This window comes from Stieleria magnilauensis, from assembly GCA_007753675.1.
GTDB classification, from domain to species: Bacteria; Planctomycetota; Planctomycetia; order Pirellulales; family Pirellulaceae; genus Stieleria; species Stieleria magnilauensis.
In genome coordinates this window covers 8,234,824-8,248,623 of the sequence record CP036432.1, presented here as the reverse complement: position 1 = coordinate 8,248,623, position 13,800 = coordinate 8,234,824, and the positions used below count along the sequence as shown (strand labels likewise).

The 13,800-nt window shown below is 55.5% G+C and carries 11 protein-coding genes; 6 read left to right on the top strand and 5 right to left on the bottom strand.

The window, feature by feature from the left end; translation table 11 throughout:
- Positions 1–159: 159 nt before the first annotated feature.
- Positions 160–1,056 (bottom strand): tetratricopeptide repeat protein, encoded by an 897-nt coding sequence (locus TBK1r_RS29745; protein WP_145218773.1) that lies wholly within the window; start codon positions 1,054–1,056, stop codon positions 160–162.
- A gap of 76 nt (positions 1,057–1,132) precedes the next feature.
- Complete coding sequence (locus tag TBK1r_RS29740) at positions 1,133–2,518, bottom strand: IS4 family transposase (RefSeq protein ID WP_145218771.1); 1,386 nt, start codon at positions 2,516–2,518, stop codon at positions 1,133–1,135.
- A gap of 212 nt (positions 2,519–2,730) precedes the next feature.
- Here TBK1r_RS29740 and TBK1r_RS29735 point away from each other — a divergent pair, with 212 nt between their 5' ends.
- On the top strand, positions 2,731–3,981 hold the full coding sequence (locus TBK1r_RS29735; protein ID WP_145207413.1) for an IS256 family transposase: 1,251 nt from the start codon (positions 2,731–2,733) through the stop codon (positions 3,979–3,981).
- Here TBK1r_RS29735 and TBK1r_RS29730 read toward each other — a convergent pair.
- From TBK1r_RS29730 to TBK1r_RS29720, 3 genes are all read right to left on the bottom strand, one after another.
- Positions 3,958–7,701 carry a protein kinase domain-containing protein gene (locus tag TBK1r_RS29730; protein WP_419580517.1) on the bottom strand — a complete coding sequence of 1,248 codons (3,744 nt, stop codon included), beginning with the start codon at positions 7,699–7,701 and terminating at the stop codon, positions 3,958–3,960. The two genes, TBK1r_RS29735 and TBK1r_RS29730, sit on opposite strands and share 24 nt — an antisense overlap.
- A gap of 365 nt (positions 7,702–8,066) precedes the next feature.
- A complete protein-coding gene (locus TBK1r_RS29725) occupies positions 8,067–8,618 on the bottom strand; it encodes an ECF-type sigma factor (RefSeq protein ID WP_145218767.1) in 552 nt (183 codons plus the stop codon).
- A gap of 572 nt (positions 8,619–9,190) precedes the next feature.
- Positions 9,191–9,511, bottom strand: a complete 321-nt coding sequence (locus tag TBK1r_RS29720) for a hemolysin III family protein (RefSeq protein ID WP_145218765.1) — start codon at positions 9,509–9,511, stop codon at positions 9,191–9,193.
- A gap of 359 nt (positions 9,512–9,870) precedes the next feature.
- Between TBK1r_RS29720 and TBK1r_RS29715 the strand changes: the two genes are divergently transcribed.
- The 5 genes from TBK1r_RS29715 (at position 9,871) to TBK1r_RS29695 (ending at position 13,647) form a co-directional block, all read left to right on the top strand.
- Complete coding sequence (locus TBK1r_RS29715; RefSeq protein WP_419580516.1) at positions 9,871–10,467, top strand: squalene/phytoene synthase family protein; 597 nt, start codon at positions 9,871–9,873, stop codon at positions 10,465–10,467.
- Between the two features lie 252 nt (positions 10,468–10,719).
- The gene (locus TBK1r_RS29710) at positions 10,720–12,060 is read left to right on the top strand and encodes a 4Fe-4S dicluster domain-containing protein (RefSeq protein WP_145218760.1); all 1,341 of its coding nucleotides are present in this window, start codon (positions 10,720–10,722) and stop codon (positions 12,058–12,060) included.
- Between the two features lie 20 nt (positions 12,061–12,080).
- A complete protein-coding gene (locus TBK1r_RS29705; protein ID WP_145218758.1) occupies positions 12,081–12,635 on the top strand; it encodes a BMC domain-containing protein in 555 nt (184 codons plus the stop codon).
- 152 nt (positions 12,636–12,787) lie between these two features.
- Positions 12,788–13,174 (top strand): hypothetical protein, encoded by a 387-nt coding sequence (locus tag TBK1r_RS29700; protein ID WP_145218756.1) that lies wholly within the window; start codon positions 12,788–12,790, stop codon positions 13,172–13,174.
- On the top strand, positions 13,162–13,647 hold the full coding sequence (locus TBK1r_RS29695; RefSeq protein WP_145218754.1) for a hypothetical protein: 486 nt from the start codon (positions 13,162–13,164) through the stop codon (positions 13,645–13,647). Before TBK1r_RS29700 ends, TBK1r_RS29695 begins: the two co-directional genes overlap by 13 nt.
- Positions 13,648–13,800: the final 153 nt, after the last annotated feature.

Genomic DNA, 13,800 nt, shown 5'->3' with positions numbered 1-13,800 from the left:
CGAACATTCTTGAATAATCCGACCAGATTGATCCATCGCCGAGGACCAAGCCTTGTCGTGGTGGGAATCACGAGCTTGCCAGGACAGTTCTGCCCTACGTTGCTGGCCTACTTCGCTTTTGCCGCCACCGCCCCGGGCGTACCAATCGTTGAGGAAAGCTTATTCTGGGAAGCCATCTGTGTTGTATTCCTCGATTAGCGAGTCAAATGCTGATCGATCTTCAGTCGGAACCTCGTCGAGGAGGCGGAAGAACCTGGATGTGTTTCCTAACCTCAGTCGCCAGTCGTCGACGGCCTGATCGACCGTTCCGCGGGCTCGATGAGCCCGAATCAGGATTTGAAATGCCTTGATCGGCGCATCTTTTGCACGAAGAATCCAATAGCAATCCTCGATGGCCGCATCAAAGTCCTTGAGCTCTGTAAGTAGATATTCCGCTCGTTCGAGTTGGAATTGCTGGACGTCTCGTTCTCCATCACCGACCAGTCGATTCAATCGACGAAGAGGGGCTTCCTGGCCTAACCGCTCCAGACGAGCGAGGTCGGAGGAAGCTCGTTGCGGCTGGTCTAATTGCAGGTAGGTTTCGGCACGCAGTTTCCATAAAAGGGGGGCGTCCTCTCGTAGCGAGAGTGCCCTTGAGTAGAGGGGCAAAGCTTGCTGCGGGGACTGCTTCGAAGCATTCGACGCGGTGCCTGCCGTCAAGTTCAATAGTGAACTCGCCTGTTCACGCAGTATCGTAAGTGTGACTCGGCGGACCCATTGTGGCGTTCTGTCCGCTGAATCGTGAATCTCTGCTGCAAGTGATTCCTTCAGAGCATGATGGCAGAGATCAAAATACTGCTGCGCCTTCCGGGAATCTCCGCGTTTTGCGTGAGCCATTGCCAAGAGGTAGAGGTGGTATTCCCTTGGTGCACGATTCAGTTCGAGTGATTGGCTTTCGTCGGCTGCGGTCAATTGCGCAAGGGCATCTTCATAGAGACCCGCACGAAATAGCGTTGCACCGATGATTGTTTTTGCAAAGCGACCAACATCGCCGTGGGAAAACGGTAATGCGGCCACAGGGGCCTGTCAGGAATTTTGTGTTTGCCAGCAATAACTGTAAGCTGACCCAAACACGAATGGCACGGGCATAAGCCTAAGCTGCTGTGGCGTAACGGTTTCGGTTCGGGTTGCGTCTCGTTTTCATGAGCTTGTAGTTTTTCTGCCTGCGTTTGAGTTCCCGTTTTTCTTGGCGACCTGGTCGATTGCCGACAACCAGTTCGGAGATCGTTTCGAGCAGGTTGTCGAATTGTTTGCCCGGGCTTCCGCAGCGGAGTCGGAGAAATGCTGCAAGCTCTTCAATCGCCTGCATCGCGCCGGTAAAGCTCAGCCTTGTCGGACATCGCCCGAACTTCAACGCAGATGCCATGATCGCAGCGCGGACTAGATTGAATCCAATCATGTGGCAGTGGATTTCCTTGCGAACCATTTGCGGGCTCTTGCATCGCAAGTGCTCCATCTGCATTTGAGTTTTCAGGCTTCGGATGTGAAGCTCCACCTGCCATCTCTTGCGAAACAGTTCGGCCAAATCTTCCGCGGCATAGATTTCGGCATCCACCAACGTCGTGGCCAGGGTAATTTCCCTGGTTCGAAAACCTCGCTGCTCAACCTTGTACTTCAGGTGACGGACAATGACCAAACAAGGATACTGATCGTATTCTTTCTTGCTCATCCACTTGGGACGTGGCGGTTTGCGGTAGGCGACTAACTGATCCAGGTAGCCAAGTTTGAGCCCACGGCGAAAATCGATTTTGCGAAGTTGGTGCGCCCTGGCCACCAAGTCGATACCTCGCATCGGCCCCATGGCAAGCAACCAGAAGTTTGCGTAGTAGCGGTCAGCCAGCAAGATTCGCCCCGGTAAAATGCAGTCCAAAAACGTCCGCAGTAGCGCTGTCTCACCAGTCTGTTTACCTCGGTACGGCCCCACTGCCGTGCGTTGAATTGCACCTGTCGCAAGGGAAAACAAGCCAATCATCCTGGCGATCGGAAAACCGCAGCCAGGCTTTTGACTTTTCATTTGGGGGTATTCTTCTTGGTTCTCGTCGGTGTCAGCCATCGTCAAGGTCCAGCCATCAACCATTTCGACAATCCGGTCTTGAAACAGCCAAGCTTGGTCGGTCGCCTCTTCGCAACGTTTCGCGGTCCATGCAAGCAGCCTTTCGAAGAGTTGCTCAGGAAGCCTGCCGCGTGCCTTGCAATACGATGTTGTTTCGCTGCTGACGCGAAGCAACCCCTTCGCGACGCGGTACACATTGAAGCGGGTGACGGCCTGTTGGCAACTGTGGTCTGCCGAAAGGACCTGTGAAATGAACAACCAAACGGTGATCATCGGGTTGTAGGGGCAATCGCGGTATTTGTGCTTCAGTTCAGCGCAAACCCTTGCCACCTCAACCTGAGGCAGAAGGAGGTCCAAAACGAGTGATGAGGCTTTTCGCAATTTGCTTTGAACTTCGAAGCCTGCATCGGTAGACTGATCGTTCACGGTGAGCCCTCCAGTGAAGTGATGTGCTTGATAACTCCATTGCACCGGAGGCTCGCTGTGTTTTCAATTCATTTACGGCACGCAAAGTGCGATTGCGATTTGATATCACTGCCCGTTGTGCTAGCACGAACGCAATCGCACCACATCTAGTTGATTCCACTTATGCCCGTGCCATTCGACCCAAACACCTTCTCCTGCAGGAGCCCCTTCCCATGGATTCCAAGACGAAAGAGCAAGTCGAACAACTTGCTGCTGAATTTGCTCGCAATGCTTCGAGCATCGGTGAATTGAATGCATTGGTCAAAACAATGATGAAGTCGGGCATCGAAACGATGCTCAACTCCGAACTCGATCACCATCTCGATCAAGAACAATCCGAACCGGCCTCCGGCAGCACGCCTTCCAAAGAAAAACGAAACAACTGTCGCAACGGACATTCTTCAAAGAAGCTCAAGGGTGACTTTGGGGAACTGGAGATCGAAACACCTCGGGATCGAGACTCGACGTTTGAGCCGAAGATCATTGAAAAGCACCGGCGTCGCATTGATGGATTCGATGACAAAATCCTGGCCCTCTACGCAAAAGGATTGACCACCCGCGACATCCAGCAGATCGTCAAAGACCTCTACGGCGTGGATGTTTCACCAACGCTGATCGCTAGCGTCACCGAGGACCTGGAAGCCGAGCTAAAGACTTGGCAGTCGAGGCGTCTCGATCCGGTGTGTCCGATCGTCTATTTCGATGGGATCGTCGTCAACGTTCGGGGTGCATCGGCCAAGGTCAGCCCCCACACGATTTACGTTGCTTTGGGAATCAATCTGGATGGTAAGAAAGAGCTCTTGGGCCTCTGGATCGCTGAAACCGAGGGGGCGAAATTCTGGTTGAACTGCTTAACCGACCTGAAAAACCGTGGACTTTCCGACATCTTCGTATGCTGTGTCGACGGCCTTGCCGGGTTCCCCGAAGCCATTCGAGCCGCCTTTCCACAAGCTCGAATTCAGCTTTGCTTGGTGCACCTGGTTCGCGCCGCCCTTCGCTACGTCTCGCATGAAGACAGCAAGGCAGTCGCAGGTGATCTAAAATCAATCTACCGCGCATCGACAACCGAAGAGGCTGAAAGCGAACTGGAGCGGTTCTCGGAGAAATGGGACAAGAAGTATCCGACGATCTCGCGGCAGTGGCGAAACAAGTGGACGGACATCATCACACTGTTTGACTTCCCGCCCGAGATTCGTAAGGTGATCTACACGACCAACGCAATCGAGTCGGTCAACAGCACGATTCGCAAGTTTACTAAGAACCGCAAGATCTACCCGAGCCAGGACTCAGCAACCAAGTTGATCTATATGGCGATCATGGAGGCATCCAAACGCTGGACCCGCCCGATCAAGTATTGGAAGCAAGCACTCAACCACTTTGCAATCCTCTTTGAGGACCGCCTACCGCCGAGCCACCGATACTAAACAACTGAACCGGTGACACAAAGTTTTGGACAGGCCCGCCACAGCAATCAGTTGGCCCCAATCGAGTTCCATCTGAGGATCCAACACGCAAGTCCATGCGACGAACTCAGCGGTGAGCGGGTCCTTTGTCTTACTGAATTTGGCCAGAATCTGATTACATGTGTCTTGGTGGCCCCGGCGATCGCCGTTGCCCAAATGTGCCAGCGCCAATTCATACCACACACGGATGTCGAGTCTCCCCGCTTCCGCGACATGCTCCAAGTCATCTACTGCTTCGTCCCACCGTTCCAGTTCCGCAAGCGCGTTTACTCTGTGATGGCGAATGTTCAAGTCATCGTTCTGCGTCAATAGACGTGTCATGATTTCCACGGCCTGCAGCCATTGCCCATTGGACATATGCTGTTCTGCGCGCTGGTACAGTCCTGCCCGCTCCAGCGTTTCGACGTGACCGTCGCTAGCCGCACGCCACATTGAAATTCGAGCCTTTGTGTCGCCACTTACTAGGGTGCGTCCATCCGGTGAAAATGCCAAAGAGACGATGAAGGGCCACCATGCCGAGGACGTGACGTTGCCTCCTTCCCAGGTGATCGTCATGCGTTCCTCGAGAGTTTCAATGTCCCAGAGAGTAACTTCCCCTTGTGAACTCGCCGTTGCCAACGTCTTGTCGTCGTTGGAGAACGCAACTGCCATATGGTATGAATCGTCTCCAGTCAGCTTGGCGAGTTGACTCCCGGTTGAAGCATCAAACAATGTTGTCGTGGCACCGGTTCGGGGTAAAAAGAAAGAACCCTGAGAAACGGCAAATGTGAGGCCGTCTCGTGAGAATGCAAGATCCGTGAGCCATCGGTTTGTGATTCTGGGGGAAGCTCGCAGCGTCCAGTCTTTGACGTCCCAAATCTCGAGTTGGCTATTTGTACCTTTATCCGTGCCGATTGTCGCGAGGAGAAACGAACTTCCGTCGGGAGAGAACGCGACTTTGCGGATGTGGCAATCGTATTGCTCGGGGAAAACGAAGTGCGTGGTCAGTGTGTCAGCATTCAGTATTTCGACTTTGCGGTTCTCCATACCGGCAGCCAACAATCGACCGTCCGGCGAGAAGCTAACCGTCCAAACCGCCGAACCGCCCGCACGTGTTTGAATGACTTCGGCACTTTGCGGATCCAAAATCTGCATGCCGCCCGAGTGCGCGATCGCCAAACGCTCCCCATCGGGCGAGAATTGAATCGCATGGATGGAACTGCCCACGTCACTGGTTGCTAATTCGCCGCCTGTTTGAAGGTCCCTGATGACGACGTTGGAGTCATTGCTGACTCCGGCAAGCAAATTGCCAACTGGAGAAATCGCCACCCGGTCGCGTCCTGGGTGCTGGAAGTGCCTACTCGCCGAATGCGTTTTGAGTTCGCCGGTAAGCCTCGGAGCATCGAGGCGCCAAACTTTGACGCTGCGATCGCGACCAACCGATGCGATTCGCTTTCCATCTGGAGAAAAAACCACGCGGAAGATCCATTGCGAATGGCCGCGAAAAAGACTTAGCTGTTCGCCAGTTTCGACATCCCAGAGCCTAACGGTGCTGTCTTTGTGGGGAGTGGCGAGCCAACGACCATCCGGTGAAAAGGCCATCTCCCAAGGACTAGGTGCTTCGAAACGTTTGAGGTCTTGCCCGGTCGCTGCATCCCAAATCACAATCTCTTGCCGATCGTAGGTCGCGAGCTTGTGGCCGGTGGGCGCCCAAGCAACGTTATTACCCACTCCACGCAAATTTAGCCTGACTCGCTTCCCTGTCGACACTTCCCAAGCGGGGAAGTCATCCGATGCTCCCAAGACCAACTTTTCACCATCGGGAGACATTGCAAATGACCAGATTGCCTCAGGATCACGAATCCGATCATGCAGCATTTCACCTGTACGCACATCCCACACCCGAACGACAGATGGCACTGCCCCAGTACCGTCCGCAGTGCCACTTTGGACAGTGACGAGCGTTTGCCCATCCGGTGTGAAGGCGACGAATTTCAGCTTCGGTTCATGCGGTCCAAAACGTCTGATGGGTTGTCCGGTAGTCACGTCCCAAAGTGTCGCTATGTCTTCACTTGCAGACACCAAGAGCGTACCGTCAGCTGAAAATGCAAGCGGACCCTCGACGGCGTTGTCTTCGAAAACTTTGATCCGCTCGCGACGAGACAGGTCCCATAGCTCGATGGACTTCCGATACTTGGCAACGGCGATTAACTTGCCATCAGGTGAAAACGCGGGTGCATGCCAAGAATGTCCACACGGAATCGTAAGCTCATCTCGATTGCACAAGCCGAGCAAATAGTACCATTCGAAGGATCGCCAGTCTGGTTCGCCAGGCAATGGAACATGACGTTCGAGGAGTTCCAACACACGAGGGATATTTGATTCTTGCCATGCCTGGTGGGCGAGATTCATGTGGGCAGCATACAAGTTCTGCCGCGCACGCAGTTCGTATTTCTTTGCAAGCTCGCTTGCTGCCACCGCCTCCGTCCGTTGCTGGAGTTCGTTCTGAGCTGCTGCCCGAGCCATTGCGGTCTGTTCTTCGGCACGCGTCTCTGCCTGCTGTGCTCGATCTCGCTGCTGTTCTGCTTGCGTCCGCTGGATCACTTCTTCGCGGCTAGCCATTACCGCTCGCCTTTGTTCCCGGGTTGCCCGTACCGCCTGCCATGCAGTTCCAACGAGACCCAAAATCAACGCTGCCGCGACTGTTGTCGTGGTCAACATCGCAGCCTTGTTCCGTCGAGCAAACTTCTTGAATCGGTACGAAGCGGAAGGCGGACAAGCCTCAACCGGTTCGTCATCTAAGTATCGCCTTAGGTCGTTGGCCAGCCCGTTAGCTGTGTCGTAACGTCGCGAACGATCCTTCTCGAGCGTCTTCATTACGATCCAATCCAAATCGCCACTGAGCTGCCGCGTCAATTCGGCGGGGGTGATGTGGCGGTTGGCGGCGATCGAGGGTAGTGTGTCGACTGTGCTTAGACGTAGACTCGGCTTGGGCGGCTCTTCTTCGCGAATGATCCTCAGCAATTCGTCAAACGCGGCACTTCGCATCCGCTGACGGTCAAAGGGCGTGTTCCCCGAAAGTAACTCGTAGAGCAAAACGCCCAGTGAGTAGATATCGCTGCGTGTGTCGATATCCATCTGGTTCAACTTGGCCTGCTCGGGACTCATGTAGTCGGGCGTGCCCACAATCAGACCGAACTCGGTGAACATCGTCTTGGCAGTCAGCCGCTTCTCCATCGCCTTAGCCAAGCCAAAGTCGATGATCTTGGTGACGGCGCGGTCGTCATACTCGGCGACCAGCACGTTGGATGGTTTGATGTCGCGGTGGATAATTCCCTTTTGATGTGCGTGCTGCACTGCCTGGCAGACCGGTAAGAACAGCTCCAATCGTTCTCGGGGAGTCAGTTGATGCTCGTCGCAGTACTGAGTGATCGGAACGCCGCGAACGAGCTCCATCACAAAATAGGGTCGGCCGGAGTTGGTCATGCCGACATCGAGCACTTTGGCGATGTTGGGATGATCCATCATCGCCAGTGCTTGCCGCTCGGCCTCGAAACGGGCGATCACCGTTTTGGTGTCCATCCCCGGCTTGATGATCTTAAGAGCTACGCGCCGCTCGACCGGTTCGATTTGCTCAGCCAAATAGACTGAACCCATGCCCCCCTCGCCGATCTGCTGCAACAGCTTGTACGGGCCGATCAAGCTGCCAGCCTGCTCCGGCAATGACTGCGCGATGGTCGGACTGGTCCCCGCCAGGTCCTTGGGCGGTGAGTCGAGAAAGCTTCCCGACTGGTCATGTGCCGCGATCAGCGCATCGACCCGGCGACGTAACTCGCTGTCCCCGCCACATTCGCGATCGAGAAACTCCGCCCGCTCGGACTCCGATTTCTGCACGGCGTCGATGAAGATCGCTTGGACTTGTTGTGGGTCGCTGGGCATGTCCGGTATCCGATTCGCGGCAGATTGCGTGCGGCAAGCTTGGCGCTAACCGCTATTTTGGGAGCTCCTATCAATCAATGCGACGTCTCGCGTTCAAGCTGTCGAAAAAAGTGAACTAAATTCTGCGATCACTGACCGGACAGCTTTTCACGCAGCCATGCTCGGGCGTAGGTCCATTTCTTGCGGGCCTCGTACACCGTGACGCCTGTAAACTCGGCGATTTGCTCGTGCCCAAGCCCTGCGAAGTACCGCAACTCGACGACTTTGGCCGCCAGCTCATCCTCGGCCGCGAGTTCGGTGAGGGCTTCATCGAGCGCCTCGATATCGTCTTCCGCCCGATCCGCTACGATGTCCAAGAGTGGGACCCGCTGCATCTCACCCCCGTGTTTGATTCGTTGCTTGCGTCGATACTGCTCCACCAACAATCGTCGCATCGCCTCGGCGGCAGCGGCAAAGAAGTGCCCCCGCGAGTCCCAGCGTTGGACGCGGTCTACGTCGACCAGCCGAATGTACGCTTCATGGACCAGGGCGGTTGCCTGCAGTGTTTGCCCCGGCTTTTCGTGCAGCAATTTCGCATTGGCCAATTTGCGCAGCTCGCCGTAGACCAACGGCAAGAGTTGTTCCGTCGCCGCTGGGTCACCACGTTCGATTTGATTTAGGATCTGAGTAACGTCAGCCATGCGTCACAGGATAGCAGCATAAGTTTAGAGGTGCGATTGAATCACAATCACTCCATGCATCCCAATGCGACGTTTCCTCCCGAAGCTGTCGAGCAATCGCGAAGAGAATCGAAGATACTTCGCCGACAAGGAGCTCACTCTGTGAGAGCACCTCGTTCGGAGCAAGTCGCGTTCAATCTCTGAGATTGATGCGGAGTCCAGCGGGGCGATAATTACCCATAATCAACTCCGCTCGCTCACTCTCAACTCCGCTCGCTCACTCACCACTGCGGTCGGTTGGACCAACCGCCGGCTTGAAGCAACTTTCCTTCGCCGCATCGGTGGCGGACACCGCCTTCATTTTCCAGATCTCGTTCGGCGCGGACGTTGGACCAACCGCCGCGCCGAGATGACTTTTCGAGCGCGCGTCGGTGTCTCAAACCTCTGCGGCGACGGCAAGCGAAAGTGTCTGACGGCAGGAGTCGCCAACCAACCTGCGACAATGGTCGGCCTGGCCGGGAGAGTCGCGGACGAAAACGGGAGATGGATTCCACAGCTTTCAGGTCCAGGGCAATGCCATTCGAACGATGATACTAAATTGCCCAACCTACCAATTCGGCTCCTGACCCTTTTTCTGTTCCGGCAATCAACACAAAGATGGCAGCGATATCGAGATGCCGCATCACGTCGCGAGCCGTACCTGTACCGAGCAGGTGGTAGACGGCACTCATTGACAACAGAAAGACGGATGAGAACGCCATCACCGCAAGGCTAATCGTGCGTCCCCAGTGGCCGCGACCGCGGCGTACCAGAAAGTATCCGAGAACCGCGAAAACGGGCACGGCGAACAGGTGTGTCCAGCAACTCACCGGCTCGCGAAAACCCGGAACGGAATAGACGACAATCTCTTCCATATGGCGTCAGGCAGCTAGCGACCGTTCCTCAGGCTGGCGTGGGAAGATGTGCACACCGGACGCGACGAATCGAAATCCGTGATTCGCATCCCTTTTCGTGATAGCCGATCGATGTTTGGAGTTCGAATTGTCGTCGAGCCTTAACGCGCGAGCAAGACGATTCATCGCGCCATGTGTTTCTACGCTTTGCCATTGACTGCGCGTGCTGCGAGAGACCCGGCTCTGCGATTCAATTCGGTCATCGTCCCGCATCTTTCTGCAATCTCGCCTTCGTAGGAGTTCGCGTTCTTTCCACCGATCAGAAACGTACCACCGTAAGCTTGGACGACCTCCGCTAAGCGATCGATTTCTCGATCTTGGTGACGACTTCGAACAGGGTTGGTGAGTGCCAAGCAGCTGTACGCCGGATCCTCGATCTCGCGGAAGAGTACTACGAGATTGGAAACCAAGGCATGGCCTACCTGCCTTCCGCCGTTCGCCCTTGCATTCGCGTGGCCGCTGCCGTCTATCGCGAAATCGGCATGCAGATCCGTCGATGCGACTACCAAGTACTGCAAGGTCGAATCGCGATCCCCAAGTTTCGCTTCGCTTCGAGCGCGTTCTCGGCGTGGACATGCGGTCTCGTCCAAGACATCCAGCTGAGCCTTGGAATTGCAACCAACCATCAACCGGAATCGTCCGATCCATTTTCTGTCTCAACGGAGTTCATCATGAACGATGCAAAATACTTGGTCTTTCTCGGTATCTCGCTGACCGCTTTCATGAGCAGTGCGGCTTTTCTGCTTGTGATGCTCAATCCCAAGGATGCTTCCTACCAGACGCTGCCGATCGTCTACGCAGTGGCGTGTTTTGCAATTGGAATCGTGACAAACGTACTCGCGAAGCGCGCAGAAGCACCTGCTCCTGTGCCAGTGAGGATTGGCGATTCCGAATTCTTTTCACAGGTGCCGGTATGATCCTGATTGGTCGAGAGGAGTCTTCCGATGCGGGCCAGAGTCGTAGTCAGGATTCGGCAGGTTTTGAAGCGCAGATTGTTGGACGAGGAATACGTCAGGCGACTTGCGGAGCGGATCCGCAAAGTGTTTCCCGGGTGCGCCGGCTCGAAACGCTGCGGTCACCTGTCGCACGGCGTTTTATCTCGCTACCGCCACCACTCGTTAGGCCTAAGTAAGATAGACTAGGCCGTACGCAGGAGAGACCGTTCCAAGATGACTGCAAAAACCGAAAGAATCCTTCAGCAAATCAGAGAAGCTGGTGTCGTTGGCGCTGGCGGTGCTGGATTTCCAACCTACAAGAAGCTGGATGCTCAAGTCGAGCACGTCATCGCCAACGGTGCCGAGTGCGAGCCCCTGCTGCAGAAAGACCGCGAGTCGATGTTGCAGGAGCCGGATGCGTTCTTTCGCGGACTTCAGATCATGGAGGAACTGACGTCGGCTCGACAAGTGACCATCGCCGTGAAGCGAAAAAACGAAGACGTGGCCGCGGGGATGCAGGATCAGGCAGAGGTAGCAGGATTCAAAACGTTCGTCTACGAAGACGTCTACCCTGCGGGCGATGAGTACATTCTGGTTTATGAAATCTCGGGTCGACAGATACCGCCTGGTGGCATCCCTTTATCGGTTGGCTGTGTCGTGGACAATGTCGAAACGATCATCAACATTGCACACGCCGCTGAGGGCGTCCCGGTGACCGAAAAGTACATCACCATCACGGGAGCCGTCGCAGAGTCGTTGACGACCGTCGTTCCCGTGGGAACCAGTATTGCGGATTGCATTCGACTGGCAGGCGGCCCCACCTGCGAGGATCCCGTTGCATTGACCGGCGGCGTCATGATGGGAGGAGTGACGAGCAATTTTTCGGAACCGGTTAGCAAGACACTGGGCGGCATCATCGTGTTGCCGTCGGATCATTACCTGGTCCGCCGCAAGACGGAATCAAAGGCGACCTACACCCGGATCGGGCACGGCCAGTGCGATCAGTGTTCCCTGTGCACTGAGCTTTGTCCACGATACATCCTGGGCTACCCGATCGAACCACACAAGGTCATGCGAACGCTGTTGATGACCGGCGAGCAAAAGCAGCGTGGAAGTTTATGGGCGCAGTATTGTTGCGAGTGCAACGTCTGCTCGTTGATCGCGTGTCCGGAGCAATTGGATCCAAAGAGCATCTGTGTCGATGCAAAAGCACTCCTGCGAGAAAACCAGGACGGGCGAACCGAAGCAGAATTGGAAAGCTTGTTCCGGCCTGCCCATCCGGTTCGCAAAGGACGCGAGATTCCAATCAGTACGCTTTATACGCGTTTAGGTCTGAAGCCCTACGACCGCAAGGCGAAGTTCGTCAAGACAGAGTGGCTACCCGATTGCGTCACCATTCCGCTCAACACGCACATCGGCGCGCCGGCTGAACCGACTGTCAGTGAGGGGATGTCGGTGCGGCGCGGGGAGGTGATCGGCCGCGTCGACGACCACCAACTAGGCTGCCCAGTCCACGCAAGCATCGACGGGCGCGTCACGAGCATCGGGCGCTGCGGCGTGACCATTACCAAGTAGAAATTGAAAAGGCAGCACGCATGCAAAACGGCACCGCAATCGGCATCGTCGAAACCTCCAGCATTGCCAAGGGTTTCGAAATCGCTGACACAATGCTGAAGACAGCCAACGTCCGCATGGTCGTCAACCGCACGATCTGCCCGGGAAAGTACATGGTGTTGGTTGGTGGCGATGTCGACGCCGTTAAATCGAGTGTCGAAGCTGGGTTGGCGGTCGGAGCCCACACCGTTGTCGACAGTTTTATGATTCCCAATCTGCACCCATCGGTGTTTCCTGCCATCAGTGGCGTGAGCCATCTGCCGGAACTCAAATCGCTCGGCGTGATCGAAACGTTCAGCGTCGCGTCGGTCATCGAAGCTGCCGATGCGGCGGTCAAAGCAGCACCGGTGCAACTGATTACCGTCAACTTGGCAATGGCGATCGGCGGAAAAGGATGGGTGTCGATGACGGGCGACGTCGCCTCGGTCGCCGAGGCCGTCGATGTGGGCGCCGCGGTGGTCGCGACGAAGGGCCTGCTCGTGGAAAAGGTCGTCATCCCCTGGCCTCGCCCAGAGATCGTCGCGGAGTTCGTTTAGACCTTCGTCGCATGACCGTCGAATCGACCGAAACGCGTTGACTCAATCTGCGTCGGTGTGTTCACCGATACGATTTGTTGAGCATCGAGTTGCGTTACACTTGTCACGCACCGAACTGATTTTACACCGCTGAGAACAACGGGAGGCTAGGCATGTTGACTCTGGCGTCAAGAACTCTACTCGTGATCGTCGCAATTCTAGGATTCAGCGGTCAATCTCTGGCGCAAGGGTCACGCTTCTACCAACCGACTCCGCCCGTGATTGCCCGATCGGACTCGCGACCCAAGCTCGATTTCCAGATGCCCAGTAGCGAGGAACTGGCTCGACGCATCAAAGCGATTCAAGCTTTGGCAAAACCCAACACGTCGCAAGATGGTCCGGCGATCGATTTTTTGGACCGCATCGCAGTGGTCAGCTTGAACGGATTCGTCACCTCAAACATCGCCGTGCGTCTGAATATCAGGGACAGAAACATCTATTGCCTGAAGTTCGATGACAGCTTTCGCCGGATGGAAAGTCGCTCTACGTGGGATACCTAGGAATCTGCAAGTTCAACATCGAAAGCGACCCGATCACGTTGGTTGACTGCGCAGGCCCCTCCCGTGACGCTCAGGTTTACCAACCCATCTATGTCAGTCCCGATGGCTCGATGGTTGCCCAGATTGGATGTGCAAGTAACGGAAAGGGAAAGCTGGTCGGCCAACATCACTCGGGGACAATCGTCGTGTCGTCTGCGGATCTGGGTGAGCTAAAACTTGATGCGACCCTGCCCGGCAACAATGAAGGATTTGCCTTCGACCCCAGTTCACAAACGGTTTTCGCATCTGGCGGAAAACAGATCCCCGTGCGAAGGCCTTCCCAGTCCGAACCGATTGAAATCCCCATGCCGATTCACGGCTTGAACTCGACCATTCTTTCGGCGAGTCCCGCTGGTGCGGGCACCTTTATCTCGTTCGTCAACAATCCGTTCTGGCTCCACCGGGTTTCAGATGTTGCACCGGAGCAACGGTGAGAGCTCCTTCGCTGAGCGTGGCAACCGATCGGCAAGTGGGCAGGGAGAGTTGAGGACGATGAAACTAAATTGCCCAACCTGCCAATTCGGCTCCTGACCCTCTTTCTCTTCCGATCCACACTTGCTGCGATCGTTGCCCCTTCTCCCACGACG